19 protein-coding genes are annotated in these 16,177 nt (G+C 47.6%); 9 read left to right on the top strand and 10 right to left on the bottom strand.

All coding sequences use genetic code 11. From position 1 onward, the window contains the following. Positions 1-48 precede the first annotated feature (48 nt). The 7 genes from DP_RS09395 to DP_RS09365 all read left to right on the top strand — a co-directional run bounded on the left by DP_RS09395 (position 49) and on the right by DP_RS09365 (position 5,672). Positions 49-522: an acyl-CoA thioesterase gene (locus DP_RS09395; protein ID WP_041278589.1), complete on the top strand. Its 474-nt coding sequence runs from the start codon at positions 49-51 to the stop codon at positions 520-522. After that, the gene (locus DP_RS09390) at positions 519-1,619 is read left to right on the top strand and encodes a beta-ketoacyl-[acyl-carrier-protein] synthase family protein (protein ID WP_011189081.1); all 1,101 of its coding nucleotides are present in this window, start codon (positions 519-521) and stop codon (positions 1,617-1,619) included. Before DP_RS09395 ends, DP_RS09390 begins: the two co-directional genes overlap by 4 nt. Before the next feature lie 7 nt (positions 1,620-1,626). Next, on the top strand, positions 1,627-2,067 hold the full coding sequence (locus tag DP_RS09385) for a hypothetical protein (protein ID WP_011189080.1): 441 nt from the start codon (positions 1,627-1,629) through the stop codon (positions 2,065-2,067). Beyond that, on the top strand, positions 2,064-3,065 hold the full coding sequence (locus DP_RS09380) for a BtrH N-terminal domain-containing protein (RefSeq protein ID WP_011189079.1): 1,002 nt from the start codon (positions 2,064-2,066) through the stop codon (positions 3,063-3,065). The genes DP_RS09385 and DP_RS09380 overlap by 4 nt, the downstream gene beginning before the upstream one ends. Then, positions 3,065-3,823: an ABC transporter ATP-binding protein gene (locus DP_RS09375; RefSeq protein WP_041277844.1), complete on the top strand. Its 759-nt coding sequence runs from the start codon at positions 3,065-3,067 to the stop codon at positions 3,821-3,823. The genes DP_RS09380 and DP_RS09375 overlap by 1 nt, the downstream gene beginning before the upstream one ends. Before the next feature lie 12 nt (positions 3,824-3,835). Then, a complete protein-coding gene (locus tag DP_RS09370; RefSeq protein WP_011189077.1) occupies positions 3,836-5,140 on the top strand; it encodes an ABC transporter permease in 1,305 nt (434 codons plus the stop codon). Between the two features lie 265 nt (positions 5,141-5,405). Next, complete coding sequence (locus tag DP_RS09365) at positions 5,406-5,672, top strand: phosphopantetheine-binding protein (RefSeq protein WP_041277843.1); 267 nt, start codon at positions 5,406-5,408, stop codon at positions 5,670-5,672. Between the two features lie 215 nt (positions 5,673-5,887). Here DP_RS09365 and DP_RS09360 read toward each other — a convergent pair whose 3' ends face one another. The 3 genes from DP_RS09360 to DP_RS09345 all read right to left on the bottom strand — a co-directional run bounded on the left by DP_RS09360 (position 5,888) and on the right by DP_RS09345 (position 7,810). Continuing rightward, on the bottom strand, positions 5,888-6,103 hold the full coding sequence (locus DP_RS09360; protein WP_011189075.1) for a hypothetical protein: 216 nt from the start codon (positions 6,101-6,103) through the stop codon (positions 5,888-5,890). 332 nt (positions 6,104-6,435) lie between these two features. Next, positions 6,436-6,753 (bottom strand): STAS-like domain-containing protein, encoded by a 318-nt coding sequence (locus DP_RS09350; RefSeq protein WP_041277842.1) that lies wholly within the window; start codon positions 6,751-6,753, stop codon positions 6,436-6,438. Further along, positions 6,734-7,810 (bottom strand): hypothetical protein, encoded by a 1,077-nt coding sequence (locus tag DP_RS09345; protein WP_011189073.1) that lies wholly within the window; start codon positions 7,808-7,810, stop codon positions 6,734-6,736. Before DP_RS09345 ends, DP_RS09350 begins: the two co-directional genes overlap by 20 nt. Before the next feature lie 574 nt (positions 7,811-8,384). Here DP_RS09345 and DP_RS09335 point away from each other — a divergent pair. Together DP_RS09335 and DP_RS09330 are read left to right on the top strand one after the other, a co-directional pair. Then, entirely contained in the window at positions 8,385-8,630 is a 246-nt protein-coding gene (locus DP_RS09335; RefSeq protein WP_041277840.1) for a hypothetical protein, read from the top strand. Positions 8,631-9,138: 508 nt separating this feature from the next. Beyond that, on the top strand, positions 9,139-10,260 hold the full coding sequence (locus DP_RS09330) for a Fic family protein (RefSeq protein WP_041278585.1): 1,122 nt from the start codon (positions 9,139-9,141) through the stop codon (positions 10,258-10,260). A gap of 491 nt (positions 10,261-10,751) precedes the next feature. Here DP_RS09330 and DP_RS19195 read toward each other — a convergent pair whose 3' ends face one another. From DP_RS19195 to cutC, 7 genes are all read right to left on the bottom strand, one after another. Further along, positions 10,752-10,958: a EutP/PduV family microcompartment system protein gene (locus DP_RS19195; protein WP_198408683.1), complete on the bottom strand. Its 207-nt coding sequence runs from the start codon at positions 10,956-10,958 to the stop codon at positions 10,752-10,754. After that, entirely contained in the window at positions 10,876-11,172 is a 297-nt protein-coding gene (locus tag DP_RS18575) for a EutP/PduV family microcompartment system protein (RefSeq protein ID WP_011189069.1), read from the bottom strand. Before DP_RS18575 ends, DP_RS19195 begins: the two co-directional genes overlap by 83 nt. 85 nt (positions 11,173-11,257) lie before the next feature. Then, on the bottom strand, positions 11,258-11,617 hold the full coding sequence (locus tag DP_RS09320; protein WP_011189068.1) for a BMC domain-containing protein: 360 nt from the start codon (positions 11,615-11,617) through the stop codon (positions 11,258-11,260). Positions 11,618-11,679: 62 nt separating this feature from the next. Further along, positions 11,680-12,039 (bottom strand): hypothetical protein, encoded by a 360-nt coding sequence (locus DP_RS09315; RefSeq protein WP_011189067.1) that lies wholly within the window; start codon positions 12,037-12,039, stop codon positions 11,680-11,682. Then, the gene (locus DP_RS09310) at positions 12,040-12,609 is read right to left on the bottom strand and encodes a BMC domain-containing protein (protein ID WP_198408682.1); all 570 of its coding nucleotides are present in this window, start codon (positions 12,607-12,609) and stop codon (positions 12,040-12,042) included. Positions 12,610-12,648: 39 nt separating this feature from the next. After that, positions 12,649-13,581, bottom strand: coding sequence for a choline TMA-lyase-activating enzyme (gene cutD / locus DP_RS09305; protein WP_011189065.1), 933 nt, complete (start codon positions 13,579-13,581; stop codon positions 12,649-12,651). Positions 13,582-13,629: 48 nt separating this feature from the next. Continuing rightward, complete coding sequence (gene cutC / locus DP_RS09300; protein ID WP_011189064.1) at positions 13,630-16,170, bottom strand: choline trimethylamine-lyase; 2,541 nt, start codon at positions 16,168-16,170, stop codon at positions 13,630-13,632. Positions 16,171-16,177 lie beyond the last annotated feature (7 nt).

Genomic DNA, 16,177 nt, shown 5'->3' with positions numbered 1-16,177 from the left:
CCTTTACTCAGTAAGATCTGTACTATCATTTTAAGACATAGGCATAATATGGGCTTTATAAAAAAATATTTTCCCGAGGATGATTCGGCACCTGCACCTCTTACGGGCATTGCCCGGACACGGATCCGTTTTGAAGAGGTTGACTCCCTGGGCATCGTCTGGCATGGACGATATTCCAGTTACTTAGAGGATGGAAGAATGGCCCTGGGAGATATGTGCGGTCTGAGCTATGAGCTCTTTCACCAGCATGATATTGCCGCCCCCATTGTCCAGATGCATCTGGATTATAAGAGGCCCCTCCACTTTAATGAGCAGATCAGCATTGAGACCTCCCTGCACTGGGTGGAGTCTGCCCGTCTCAACATCTCCTATCTGATCCGAAACGGGGCAGGAGAAATAGCAGCCAGCGGCTATACGGTACAGCTCCTCACTGATCTGGCTGGCATGGCCCTCTTTATCACACCAGTCTGGCTTGAAGAGTTTCGTCATCAATGGCAGACAGGAAAATGGAGTAAATCATGAGAGATGTTGTAGTTGTTGGCGGAGATATTCTCACCCCCCTGGGCGATGGGCAATCAACCTGGCAGGCCCTTCTTGCCGGCAAAACGGGAATTTCCCTGCAAAAATTTGGGAGCCTGGAAGGTGAATGGCCTCTAGGTTTTATTCCTGATTTGGCAGGAGAACCGGGCAGTCTTCAGCGCCAGAATGATATGTTTAAGCGGCTTCTGGCCAGCCTCCCGCAGCTCTCACCGGCCACCCAACTCTTTTGCGCCACCACCAAGGCGGCAACGGACGAGTTCCTGCTCCGCAGTGGTCGTGAAGAGGGCCAACCCTGGCAGGTGGCAGAGGAGTTAGCCCAAAGACTTGGAATAAAGGCAGGCACCACGGTCAGTGCAGCCTGCGTTTCCGGCCTAATTGCCGTCATTCAGGGAGCCATGCGCATTAAGGCAGGAGAGTGCGACCATGCCCTCATTATCGGCTTTGACCTCCTCTCCCAGTTTGTCCTTTCCGGTTTTTCCAGCCTCAAGGCCCTATCGGCAACGGCGGCAAGGCCCTTTGCCAAAGATCGTGATGGCCTCTCCTTAGGCGATGGGGCCGGTTGGATCCTCCTCTCGGCGGCAGAAGTAGCCGAACCCTCATCGGTGCTTGCCACCCTCGGTCCCTGGTCCATCAGCTGCGATGCCAATCATATAACTGCGCCCAGCAGATATGCAACAGGACTGATAGCCGCCTTGGAACAGATAAAGGCGGAGGCCGGAGACATTGGCGGCATCAATGCCCATGGTACGGCAACGGTCTATAACGATGCCATGGAACTCCTGGCCTTTAGTAAGGTCTTTGCCCCGGGAATGCCGGTCTGTTCCGTAAAGGGCGCTCTGGGCCATAGCCTTGCCGCTTCGGGAATAGTTGAAACGGTGCTCTCGCTCTACAGCCTCAGGGATATGATCCTTCCCCCCACGGTGGGCCTTGAAGTCCCGGCAGAAACAGACTGCCAGCTTTCAGGCAGTGAGGCCCTTGCCCTCGGGCACCCCTCCATCATCACCTGCAACTCCGGTTTTGGCGGAATCAATGCCGCCCTCCTCCTGAAGAACGCATCTAACCGTCCTGAAAAGCAATGAGGTTATTTTGAAAAAAGATGATGTTCCACAGGATGTCGGAATTCTGCAGGAGTGGCATGCCGTCTCCTACGCTGTGGAGGAAGACGGCAGCTATGCTCTAGTGCCCAGTGCAGGTTGGGATGCGGCAAATCTGGCCAACGATCAGGCATGGAAGGTCATTGCCGCAGATGTCATGGTAGCCCTCTCCAGGATAGAGTCCGAAGGTGCCAGTCCGCTTGTCTATCATATGGCCAGGAACCAGATGGATGTCGCCCTCCTTGCCTCCTATGTAAAGATGGCCCGTTGGCGGGTGAGAAGACATCTTCAGGCAAAACATTATAAGAAGTTATCCACCAAAATACTGAACCGCTATGCCACAATTTTTAAGATGAACATAGAGCAACTGGACCTTGTACCTAAGCTGGCAGAGATGTCCCAACAGAGCACCCGCCAAGAGGAAGTTAAGTGAATATAGAATTTAGCCATCGGCAGTCGGCCCACTGCGAAAGCGGGGTCACCGCCAATGTCCTCTCCCATTCAGGCTATGAGATGTCCGAGGCCCTGGCCTTCGGTATTGGCGGCGGCCTCTTCTTTGGCTACTTTCCCTTTGTCCGGATAAATAAACTACCCCTCATCACCTTTCGCACCTCGCCCGGAGCAATTTTCAAAAAGACGGCGGGACGCCTCGGGGTACCCGTCCGTGTCCAGCGTTTTCGTCGAGAAGAGGCAGGTATGCAAGCCCTGGACGCGGCCCTGGAGCAGGGCCATCCGGTGGTACTGCAGACAGGGGTCTACTGGCTCCCCTATTTCCCGCCGGCCTTTCGTTTTCACTTTAACGCCCATAATCTGGTGGTCTATGGTCGCGACGGGGAAGAGTATCTGATCAGCGACCCTGTCTTTGATAAACCGGTACGCTGTCATCGTAACGATCTGCAGAGGGCCCGTTTTGCCAAGGGGGCCCTTGCTCCCCGTGGACGTATGTCCTATCTGCAGAGAAAGCCAGAAGAGGTTGACCTACCCGCAGCTGTCCTCTTGGGCATCAAAGAGGTGGCAAAACGGATGGTAGGCACCCCCCTCCCCTTTATGGGTACGCGGGGAATTCACCTCCTGGCAAATCGACTGGAAAGATGGCCGGAAAAACTGGGTACCGAAGGGGCACGACAACATCTTGGCCATCTTATCCGCATGCAGGAGGAGATCGGCACCGGTGGCGGCGGTTTCCGCTTTATCTATGCCGCCTTCCTTCAGGAAGCGGCGGATATCCTCAAGCGGCCACAGTTGGCAGAACTGTCGGCTGAGATGACCGAGATTGGAGATCTATGGCGTTATTTTGCCCTGCTCAGTGCCCGCAACTGCAAGGGCCGAGAGGGGGCAAGTTCCACCTATCCGGCCCTGGCCGCACAACTGCATGTCTGCGCCGATCGTGAAGATCGGCTCTTTCGTCAAGTTCTGGAGTGTATCGCCTAATGGTTTCTAAAACTCCGCCCCTCCTTCTGGCCCGGGAACTGGTAGTCCAGTATCCCACGGCCTCCGCTCCGGCCCTGAATGGTCTCTCCCTTGAGATTGGCAGGGGAGAGATATTTGGTCTCCTCGGCCCCAACGGGGCTGGCAAGACCACGGCTATCTCGGTAATGACCACCCTTCTCCGTCCCTCATCGGGCAGCCTCCTCCTTGACGGTGAGGATATGCTGACCCGACCCATGCAGGCCCGAAGAAAAATAGGCCTGGTTCCCCAGGATATCGCCCTCTACCCCAGTCTGACCGCACGGGAAAACATCCACTACTTCGGCAGACTGCATGGTCTTACAGGCAAGAGGTTACGGGCACGATGTGAGGAGTGCCTGCAACTGGTCGGTCTGGGTGAAAGCGCTGATCGGCCCATTGCTACCTACTCCGGGGGGATGAAACGACGGGCGAACCTGGCCGTGGGTATTGTCCACCAACCGCAACTGCTCTTCCTCGATGAACCCACCGTTGGTATCGATGCCCAGTCGCGCAATATGATTTTAGAAAATTTACAGCGCCTCAATGAGGAGGGGATGAGCATGCTCTATACCACCCACTATATGGAGGAGGCCCAGCAACTCTGCTCCCGCATTGTCATCATTGACGCTGGCCATGTCTTGGCCGAGGGGGCACCGTCCACGCTAGTGGCCGCCAGGACAGGCTGTAAAAATCTTGAAGAGCTGTTTCTACAGCTCACCGGGCGACAGCTCCGTGATTAGGGGGAGAACAGTATGATGAGAATTATGCAGCAATTTATGGCAACCTTCATAAAAGACATTCTGGTCCTGTGGCGGGACCGGGCGGGAATGCTCATCCTCTTTGTCATGCCCATGGCCCTGGTCCTCATTGTCTCCCTGGTGCAAAATAATGTCCTCCAGGCCACGGGCCAGTCCGCCCTGCAGGTCCTCTTTGTCGATGAGGACGGCGCCGAGGTGGGCAAGCAGCTACGCAACCGTCTCAACGACTCGGGTGGAATTACCCTGATAGAAACCATAGCGGATAAGGCAATCAGGGCAGAGCAGGCAAGAGAAGAGGTGGCAGCCGGTAACTACCAGTTTGGTATCCTCATCCCCGCCGGTAGCAGCGAGACGATGGCAGAGGGGTTGGCTCGTTTCAGCGCCCAAGTTCTCAGTCCGGGGACCAAGCAGCAGTTAGCCACGGTCGACAGTCAGGTGGAGCTCTTCTTTGACCCCACCGTTCAAGGCGCCTTTCGCTCAACGGTCCTGAGCTCACTTCGCTATGCGCTTCTGGGGCTGGAGATGGAGATGAAGGGCCAGCGCCTGTCGCGCAGCCTGCAACAACGATTCAGCAGAGGCAGACCCACCGAAGAGGAGAGCAATCTCTTTGCCAATCAGTCACTTCTCAGCATTAAAGAGCTGGCCACAACCGGCCCGGAGATAAAAACGCCAGATGCCATCCAGCAAAACGTCCCTGCCTGGTCCCTCTTTGGTATGTTCTTTATTGTGGTACCGCTTTCAGCCGCCCTCCTACGGGAACGGCAGGAGGGAACCCTCCTCCGTCTCTTTGCCCATCCGGTGGCCTACGAGGTCATCGTCGCAGGAAAGACGGCGGCCTATGTGCTGGTCTGCCTCATCCAGTTCTCTCTGATGTTGGCGGTGGGTAAATGGATTCTGCCCCTCTTTGGCACCCCCGCCCTCCTTCTCGGAGATCATCCGGGGGCGGTCTTCCTCCTCGCCCTCTGTGCGGCCCTGGCGGCCACCGGCTATGGTCTCCTCCTCGGTGCCTTTGCCCGTAGCTACGATCAGGCCTCCATGCTCGGTGCCGTCTCAGTGGTCATTGCCGCCGCCATAGGTGGAATCATGGTTCCCACCTATGTTATGCCTGCATTTATGAAAACACTGAGTGGCTTTTCCCCCCTGGCCTGGGGATTAGAGGGCTTTGTCGAACTCTTTGTCCGGGGCGGTGATATCCACTCGATCCTGAGCAATATTGGTCTTTTGCTGGGCTTTTTTCTGGTCTGCCTTGTCCTTTCCCGCTTGGTTTTTTCTTGGAGATATGGCAAGGGTACCCTCTAGGGAGCCTCGAAAAATGGTCTCTTCTTCAAATCTCTGCGTTGTATGAAAAATTTTATCCTCGGAGGTAAGCGTAGACTCCGATATCAACGATGCCTGTGGTAATATTTTCCAAATGCCTCGCAGTCGGGGCTTAGCTGATATTTATCGAAAAGTCTCATTTTTCAAAGACACCCTTTAGACAATGGTTTTCAAGCCTACAGGTAGGCTATTTTATAATAAATTTATATTGTGCCACCTCTGAGAGGGGCCGTTTTTAAGGAAAGATATGGAGAAGAGAGCAGAGTTAGAAAGGAATCTGAAGCTACTAATTATTGATGCCTGCAAGGTGATGGATGCCCCCGACGATTTCCCCAGTGATGCCCAACTCATCGGCCCGGACTCACCCCTCGGCCTCGACTCCCTCGACGCCGTCGAGATAGTCTTCCTGGTCCAGAAGCAGTACGATATCCGCATCGGCGGCGAAGACACCAGCCGTAGGGTCCTCGAATCCATTGCTAGTTTGGCCGACTTTATTTCGCAGGAAATCGGCTAGATGCTAGATGCTAGATGCTAGATGCTAGATGCTAGCCTAATAACCAGAATAGAGGAGATGCAAAGATCTTACTGCATCTTCTCTTGCTGATGAAAGAAAATACCCACTGCCTAGCTGACAACTCGATCAATCATAGTAATCAATAATAGGTATGACGGGTAGTTCACCGACAGGCTTCAGCGAATCCGGTGCAACGTTTTGTTAGCTGAGAATACTTAAATTAACAATTGAATCCTTAAGTCATCAAACAGTTTTTCAAATTTATCAAAATTTTTTTCTATTTTTTTTGAATCTTCAAGTGCAAAACCTGCCATATAACTATCCCCAAACTGCTCTTTTATTATTTTAAAATTTGTAATTAATGTACTAGCAGATAGCTTGGAATCAATTTTGCTGCACAATATATTTATAGCATCTAATTTATTGTTCATTCGCCTAAAGCCACTTAAAACTAACTTGCCATCATCTTTATTGCTTGTTTGCTGTGTAAACGAAAAGTGTTAACTCTTTTTGTTCTGATAGAATCAAGTTACCCTCATTTATCAAAACCAAACAAAGATCCTTCTTTTTTTGAATTGCATTACTTTTAATTGAAACCCAATAAGCAACGTAACAACTTAAAAATATCATTACAAGTAGCCTTAAAATTTCAATTAATCGACAATTAAAAAAATTAACACTTAGAAAGTCCCATTTCAGAAAATTGATTGTTAACAAATCAATGGTGATTACTAAAATTAAAAAAACAAGAAAAATCCCTACTTTATTTCGAAGCATCTTTTATATACTCCTGAATTTCTGTTATTAAAAGAGGTTCTTCATCAGATTTAAATTTTAATTTTTCCAAAACTTTTTTTGCTCCGTATTCTCTTGATAACCCTCCAAAAACTTCTTCTAAAAAACTGGTTGCGTATCCAAAACAACCGTCTAAATCAATAGTTATCTGTTCTGATTCAGTTAGCTTGTCAAAAACCGGTATCAAAAAATCATTTCTGAATTCTTCTCCAGACTTTGGGCCATCGGAACGCAACCTTCCACCAGGTGCATCTGTAAATGTTTCACTAATAATTATTGTTGCCATTTATACTATCCTTTGTGATTTTCCAGGAATATAGTGTACCGATTATTTCTTTTTCCAAATCATGTTTGTTTTCTGCAGTTATACAAGCTTTTTTAGATATAATATTTAATGATTTTATATATCCATTTTCAAAATATTGATTTATTTTAGGTAAACCTTTCCCTCTATATCCTTTTTCCGTTTTAGTTCTAAATGCTCCCTTTAATGCTGAATCAACTAAATCAGTCTCGCTAAATTCAGTTATCCCTATTTTAGAAAACCATTTTACGGCTATTTCTAATTTATTTTTTCTTACTGTTTGAGGAATACCAAAGCCCTTATCCAAAAAAATAAACTCTATATTAGATTTATCCGGATTAAACTTCAAAAACAATAACCAATTATCATATTTATTCGTATTAGCATTATAGGCATGTTGTTTTGTGTTTAACATCATTTCAAAAATAATATCATACAATTTTTGTGTTTTTACCCTACCGACTTTCATTTTCTCCATAACAAAAAGACATATATCTTTAACAACTTGATTATCTGCAATATTACCACTTTTTATTTCAACATAATCTCTATGAGTATTAATATTATCTTCAGATGTTTTAAAATACCTTAAAAAGCCGGATCGCTTCATCAATGTTAAAGTTTCTTCATCTTCGGGAAATGAACCTTTTAAAATATAGGCACTAAGCTTTGTTTTAATATGCTGTAAAATTGAAATATAATATAACAATGCATCTACAGTCATTCTGCTTATTTCCGACATGTTAATATAAATTGGATCGTAGTTAAGAAGGTTACTTTCTAAACTTTCAAAAAAAGTTAAAGTTTCATTTGGGTTCTCAATAATACTAAAATGCGATGGTGGCTTTAGTTCGATAAAGTCTTCAGCATTTGCTTTTTTATGTAATTTTAATTTATTTCTTTTTACATTCAAAATGCTTTTTTTTTGTTGTATAGCTAATTTTATTAGCTCTTTTTTATGTTTTTTTCTCTTTATTTTTTTTTCAAATCGTCTTTTTGATAACCGATTATATTGCATTTTGTTCTTAACTTTTTTCATATCTCAAGATTCCAGACCCTGCTCTTAAATATTATCAATCAAATTGGTCGTGATGCCAATCTCTTGTTGAAGGAACGTCCCTCCTGATTACAGCAGTAGTCCCCATACGACCAAGACTTTCCACCTACCCCGATATCATCCATCAAACATGGAAACATTCCGTCCTCACAAGAAGACCAGATATCGCCAGTTCTATCGTACACTTACAAACATGCCAACCATACTCCTGACAATGATCTTCTGCCAGTAGTTTTATATCTGCTTGAGTCAGGGAGTGGCCTGGAGTGGGAGGGGAAATCCTGGCAAGGCCGAAGAGATCGGCATGGAAGAGTGGCATCGGCCACTCAACTCCTCCCCCCAAAAAGAGCCATTGTAAATCAGGGGATTTTTCCCTAACCTTAAAAGGTGGGTTATCTTATGATAAAATCTAAAATGACAGCAACAGGGGGATGGTCAATCATAGAGGGGGGTGGACATGAAAGGGTTTATCGTTTTAGCACTGGCAGCAGTTTTGTTATCATCCACGGCCCATACAAAAACATGAGTGGAGCCGAAAGCCGAACCAGAAGAGCATATGAGACAAAGCGGCGAAACTCGCCCCGGCTACCGCCTTGCAGATAGTGCAGAGGAAAGTCAGCGCATGCTGGATCAGGCCCATGATAAGCTCATAAAAGAACAACAGGGTGCTGACATGAAGTTTAATCCGTCTGGGATTGAGCATGAAAACGGAGCTGAACATCCAGATATCATAACTAAAAATAGTAGGGATAATCATAGTGGGGCAATCAATCAACGCACAGGGGAATACTATCCCCAATAAAGGTCCGGAGGACGGTGCCAAGCCGCCTACCCCCCTATATCCTTTTCAAAAAAAGTAGAGATTAGATTCATTCAGCATAGCAAATGCCTATCGGTTTAATGCCTAAAGCCAGAATCTGGCCACTGGCGAGGATGTAGGATGGGCAAAGCAAAGCATGCCCATCTTCTCTAAAAAAGCCGAGGCAAATTAAAACCCCTGAATCTCCAACAAAGACGATCAGACTCTCCATCTCCACTAAATCCCCCTTGGCTCAATCTTGCCCCAAAACATCTTTGATGAAATAATTAGGCTAATCAAATTGGGCATTACAGGATGGCAAGCTTTGCGGACGAGACGTCCGCGCTCCCAAGATAAATTCGAGTGCTACGAGGAGGGGACAAAAAAGATGATTACTTTCATGACGAAAGTTGTTACATTTTCTTTATCAGAAAAAAACGCCGGCACACTGCAAGCTATTAATATAATTGATTTAAGTTGTTACATTTTCTATGACAAAAGAGAGGGCAAAATGAAAGACATTTTAACCTATAAATCAGGGAAGTTTTATTTTTGCCACGAAACAGAGATGGTCATAGTCGATAACCTGCTCTTTAAGGCCAATCTGCTCTATGAGACCGTCACGGATCTGCCAATTCTTCCCGGAATGTCGGCAAGGCTGGATCCAAAGATCATGTATAGCTCTATTTCCGGAACAGCCATGATTGAGGGAAATCCCATTGAAGAGGAGGGGGTCAAAAAGATCGCGGCCGGTGAAGAGATGCCTCTCTACACCCAAAAGGATAAGCAGGAGATCAAAAACCTACTCTCCCTATACCAGATACTCTCGGAGATGGAGCCTCAAAATGGCCCCCTGATTGTTAGTGAAGATTTTATCAAAACCATGCATAGGATCATTACCACGGAAATTCCACATGAGTACAATATTCCAGGGGCCTATAGAAATGGTGAGGTTATTGTCGGCGACAAAGGGCACGGTGGCGTATACAGACCACCTAAAATACTGGCAGATGTAAAAATGCTCATGAAAGAGTTCGTGGCCTGGCTCAACAGCGAAGAAATTTTAGGTCTCAACCCCTTTCTCAGGGCAGCACTGGCCCATTATCATCTCTGCCTCATCCATCCTTTTTGGGATGGCAATGGCAGAACTGCCAGATTTCTTGAATCATGCCTTCTCCATTCTGCCAATATAAAATACGTTCCGAAAGAACTCTCAAACTACTACTATCGAAATGTAGATGATTACTATGCAGCATTTTCCAAAAGCATTAAAAACAGAAAAGATGTCACCCCCTTTATCCAGTTTATGCTTGAAGGGGTAGTGGAAAGCCTCATGGATATAAAAGAGTCAATAACCTTTCTGATCAGAAGATTTGCCCTAAGAGATTTTTACACCCATGAACAGAAAAACAGGGCAATAAGCAAAAGACAGTTTGCCCTGCTCTCTTTACTGCTGGATAATCCCATTGCCTTTACCCTTAAAGACCTGATGGACAACTATCCCTTTAAAATTCTCTACCAAAAGGCGAGCGAACAGACAGCCAGAAGGGATATCAAAAAACTGTTAGAAAAGAATCTTCTTAAGGAAGATGATGCCAAGAAATATGAACTCAACTATCGAGCTCTAGGTTAAGTAGAGGAAGGAAAGAGGTTCAGCCGGAAGCGCCACATACAGCAACTGCACCACAGGTAAGGGTCATTACAAATAACATTGGTGCCATTAGATTTTCAGCATACGTCGATATTATATGTGAAATAAAGAAAATACCGTCTCAGCACCCTTCTCTCAAGAAAGTGGCAGAGGCCAGAGAACAGCTCTCACCTCGCTAGAAAAAAGCTAGGAACCTCTACAGCCGATAGCCTCTTAGCCAAGATAAAAATTATTACACTTTCTTTATCAGAAAAAAACGTCGAACTGGTATAATTAATTAATATTATTGATTTAAGTTGTTACATTTTCTGTGACAAAATGGCTGTCATTTTAATCAAACAATTAGAAACAGGCGCAGTGGGCAAAGAAGAGGGAGGACGCAGGCGTGGGCGATAAGAGCGCCACCGAGATAGGCTCCACCGCAAGCCCTCTGTAGTGGAAAGGGTAGTGCTAACTACCGAGGGAAGGAAGGACTACTGGATCAGCTGACGAATCTCTTCCAATCCGGCCCCCGTTATACTGCTACAGCAGAGAGTCTCTTTGATACCGGCGTTTTTTAAGAAGAGTTTGGCTCGCTCGACATTGGCATGGGGACTGTCAATCTTGGTGATCAGCCCGACCCCCTGCGGTTGAACATCGAGGCAAGAGGGGTGGAAAGAGACTGCTCCGGCTACTTGCATCCTGAACCATGGCCAGGACATGACAGTCAGCCGAGGTGGTTATCAGGGCGGGAAAGAAAAAGTGGTTTTCTATAAACTCTCCCGGAGTGTTGATAAAGGGGCCAAAGTACTGCAGGGCCATGGCCCTGCGAGGCTGAAACTCCTGCCCGGAGAGGGCCTTGATCAGAGAACTCTTACCGGCATGAGTCTCGCCTATCAGCATCATTTTTTTCATTGTGATTCTAACCCCTAGGGCCTGGCAAAAATAACATGAACATCTTGCATCTCAGCTTCGGGCCATCTTATTTTGTAACAGACTCTTAGGTCCGGGTCATCTCCACCACCGAATAGTGCAGGGTATTACCAAAATAATCCAAAACCGCCTGCAGGGCAGCATCGACACCACCCACATCACCGAGGAGGAGAAGTGAACCGCCAAACCTATCAAGAAAGCCAATCTCAACAGAGGCCGCCTTGGTGGCAATATCCGAGGCAACGATAACCCCCTCGCTCGGGGTTATGGTCAGTACCCCAAGGGCCCCGCTGGCCTCCTCATCCAAGCCCAGTTTAAGATAGATGCTCTTATCGGGGCTGGCAATGAGATGGGCAAGGCTGATCTGCTTTCCCGGGACATACTCTTGAATAATTCGCTGTTTTGGCTCTCTTGATATTTCAGACATGGCTGGCTGTTTTCACTTTTAAATGGGCAATTGTCTCTTTTTGCATCAACGACAAAAGAGGCCTAGATATTCTCTTTGATTATCTGGATGGCCCTCTTGGTGTATCTCTTCCGCTCAGCAGGATCGACAATCCCATAAGAGTCTTTAAGCATTGCCCCTATACCCAGGACAAACTTTTCATAATCGCCATTTTCATTGCCGGCAACTGCCGAAAAGGCATTTGCTGAGGCACAGCCCTTCAGGATCGTCGCAAGAGAGCCTTCAGAGCCCGGCCGCTCTCCATAGATAAATTCAACTCTTCTGCCATTCAATACATCTCGGGCGCCCGGAGTTAAGACCATGCTCTTATCAATATAAATCTTAGTGCCATTTTCGCACAGATAGGACTCTACATTGCTCGCTTCAACAAGTTTTTTCTTCATCTATAACCTCACCCCTTTTACCAGAGACCTTACCACCGAGGCGTGGGGTTGGGGGATAATAACTACCTCGATAAGATTTTTGCCCAAAACGGACTCTGCGACCTTTGCCGCTTCTCCAACGGAGGCAACATCTCCGCTGATAACAAAATACGATTTACCGTTAATCCCCTGACCTGTAACCAGTCGAGCCAAACAGACTGCGGAACTCTTCAGGGCCTTATCGGCGGCGGCAATGCCAGAAGAGACATTGCGGCATTCAACAACGGCTAGGGATTCAACCTCTTTAACGACGGTCCCCTTACGCAAAAAGCTGACCAGTTCAGGGGAAACGTTTGAGAGGACATAGCTACCGAGTATTTTACGCCCCGACCCTTCTGCTGCCTGAACCGCAGCAGTAACCGCAGCACAATCGCCGGAAATATAGATCATATATCTACCGGAGCAGATGGTCGTGGCCTGAAGCAACTCAACATCGGCAACCTTTAACATGGTGTCCGTCAGGGCCACCCCGGCAGCAATGGTTGCTGACTCAACAACACCTAATGTATCAATTTCCTGATTCTTCTTCATATTTCCCCTATTTTGCAACAGATAAGGTCAGCCCTGACATCAGTGCTGAATCACCGATACCGGAAAATTATTTAGTTTAAAATAGCTCTCAATACGTTCCAGATCAGCAGTATTTAGTTCAACGGGACCCTCGATGGGATAGTCCCAGCCCAACTGCCTGTATTTATTAACACCCATTTTATGATAGGGGAGAATATCAACTCCCTTGAAATTCTTCAAGCCAAGATATGGCCGGAGAAAATCTATCAGCTGAGCCAGTTCCGTCTCACCGTCATTAACTCCTCTCAGAACCGGTACCCTGATCCGGACGTTAAATCGGTTTTCCAGAAGCCACTGGACATTGCTGAGAATAAGCTCATTACGCACCCCGGTCAGTTCGCGGTGTCTTTCCGAGTTCATATGTTTGATATCAAAAAGAAAGAGATCTGTAAACTCCGCAACACTCTTGATCACCTCGGGACGGGCATAGCCACAGGTTTCAATGGCGGTATTAATTCCCCTCTGCTTACAGCTCATCAAAAGACTTGCCGCAGCCTTCGGTTGCATCAACACCTCACCTCCGCCAAGGGTAACCCCTCCACCAGACATCTCGTAGAAGGGCCTATCCTCTTCAATCACCTCAAGCAACTGAGAGATAGTCTGCAAACCACCGGTGATGGCAAGGGCCCCCTGCTTGCAAGCCGCCTCACACTTCCCACAGCCTATGCACTCTATCTTCTGATTTATCTCATGCTTTTTACTACCAGGCAGGAGACGATGAATGCCAACGGGACAAACCGGGACACAGTCACCGCAGTCAATACAGCGATCCTGCTTCAGCAAAACCTGAGGCTGGCGCAGTTGTCCTTCGGGATTCGAGCACCACAGGCAACGAAGAGGGCACCCTTTGAAAAAGACCAGGGTTCTCACCCCGGGGCCATCGTACATATTATACTTTTGGATATTAAATATATGTGCTTTTCTTTCTGCCACGATACACTCTCTTCGTCTTAAATATCTGCCCTAAGAGGGGATAAAAGCCTAAATTTCAGTCAACATGGTTCTGCTGATAATTTCATCCTGTACATCCTTGCACAGCTCAACAAAAAAGGCACTGTAACCGGCAACCCGAACCACCAGATCACGATACTTTTCAGGATGTAACTGAGCATCAAGCAGGGTGTCATTATCGAGATAGTTAAACTGCATCTCACCGTTACCCATCATACTGGCAGTACGGATCAGGGTGATGATACCGTTCTCACCTTCGGGTGTATCCAAAAGACCGGACATCAGCTTGAAGTTATGCACCATACCGATGTTCATGCTATCGGTGGGCATTTTCGATACGGACTTAATGATGGCGGTGGGCCCCTTAAAGTCAGCACCCTGGGTAGGGCTGATACCATCGGAGAGGGGCATCCAGGCATCACGACCATTGGCTGAAGCACCAAGGAGTTGACCAAATGGCGTATTATTAGAGATGGAGAGGGTACCATGGCTCAAAACCGAATAGAGGGTCTTAAACTTACGATGCTCCCGCTCGGTGAAGTTCACCAGATCATTAACGATAAGATCAGCGTAATCGTCATCGTTACCAAACTTAGGAGCGGCAAGACAATCGGCCTTCAGCTGGTCATAGCCCTTAAACTCGGCCTTTAGGGCTTCATTAAGCTGGGTCAAGCTGTACTTCTTGTCATCAAAGACCAGTTTTTTAATAGCTGCCATGGAGTCGGCATGGGTGGCAAGGCCACTCCAGACAACACCGGGGCCAAAGTTATACATAGCACCGCCTGCCGAGACATCTTTACCGGACTCCATACAACCCTCGTACATCATAGACATAAGAGGTTTAGGAGCCAGATCCCGGTGAATGCGTTGGGAAATAACGGTACCGACACTGGTCCACTTGGTCACATACTTGATCTGCTCCTTAACGGCCGCGTCAAATTTCTCATAGGTATCAAAGGACTCCAGGGCGCCAAGATCAGGACAGACCTGCTTGCCGTACCAGAGAGGCACTCCGTGGTTGAGAGCCATCTCAATACAGATGGGCCACTGGGTGTAGGCGGTGGAAGTCCACTGATAGAGACGACCAGACTTCTGAGGCTCTACGCAACCCATGAGGCAATAATCACGGGAATCTTCAATGGAGCAGCCCTTGGCCAGCATTATCTTAATATGGGCATCGTCGAAGTGGATGGCGGGAAAGCCCATGCCGGCACGAATCACATCCACAATCTTCTTCAGATACTTCTGAGGAGATTGGTTATGAACACGGGTGGACACAGAGGGTTGATAAACCTTAACATGACGAACGGCATCCATAAGGAGGTAGGTAAGATCATTGGTGGCATCAAGACCCTCGCGGGTCACCCCGCCCAGGCACATATTGACGAAGGGTTGATAGCCAGCGAAGAACTTGGAGGCATCCTCACTGGTGATCCACATCATCTCGGAACATTTCACCAGCAGACAACCGGAGAGATCAAAGGCCTCATACTCGGTCATGCGTCCTGCTTCAATATCTGCCTTATAAAATGGGTACATATACTGATCAACACGACCAATGGACATGCCTGTCTGATTCTCTTCAACGATAAGAAGAGATTCAACGGTCCAGACTGCCTGAATAGCCTCCCAATAGGTCTCGGGCTTATGAGCAGGAACCCGGGCGTTTACAGCTGAGATCTTCTCAAGTTCTGCCTTACGCTGGGGATCTTTCTCACTGGCTGCCAATTGGGCCGCATAGTCAGAGAGACGCTTGGCGTAGATCATTACCCCTTCTGCGGTATCGATAAGAGACTTATAAAAATAGATCTTATCCATATCATCGGGATTTTCATAATCCAGTTCGGCCAACTTCTCCTGAGACTCCCTGACGATATCAAGCATACCCTTTTTCATCAGGATTACATCGTAGCCAGGATTAGAATCACCACCGCCATTTGTGGCGTGATAAGAGCAATCGGTAACATAGGATTCACCGGAGAGTTCCCACATACCCGCTTCGCGGTACTGCTGCTCACAATACTCATCAATGGATCGGCCTTCCCAGAAGGGGAAGAGCTCTTCGCGCATGATCTTTTTATCCTCTTCGGAGATAAAGAAGGGATCCTGAGGACGAGTGCCGATGGTATCAAGTTCATCCTTAACCCAGCGCCAAGCGATATCTGGCGAGAAGGCACCGGCCCGGGGAGCACCGCAGGGAGAACCAACGATGAGCTCATTATCCTGGATTACCAGGGGTGCCGTTTCACAACAGTACTTAAAGGATTTACCGCGCAGAATAGCCTTGGGCAATCCTGGGTTTTCCTGAGCAATCTTGGTGATGGCCCGAGCCCGATGGGTGGTGATGGTGGGCACGTGAGTAAGGAATTTTTTCTTAAGCTTTATATGTCGATCAGTAGGCCCATTGGGTATAGCACATGGGTCTACAGAGAGATGAGCCGATGGCACATTCTTGTCCTCTGCAATCTCGGTGGAATCACCATCGAAGATCTTTTTCAGGGAGGCGCGCTCCGCAGCATTAAGGTTTTTGGTTGCTACTATGAGTTTTTCAGAAAAACTTTGAAGATCCAATTTGCTT

Origin of the sequence: Desulfotalea psychrophila LSv54 (genome assembly GCF_000025945.1) — a bacterium.
In the GTDB taxonomy this organism is placed as follows: domain Bacteria; phylum Desulfobacterota; class Desulfobulbia; order Desulfobulbales; family Desulfocapsaceae; genus Desulfotalea; species Desulfotalea psychrophila.
The sequence above is the reverse complement of the archived record's forward strand: the minus strand, read 5'-3'. Positions and strand labels throughout refer to the sequence as shown.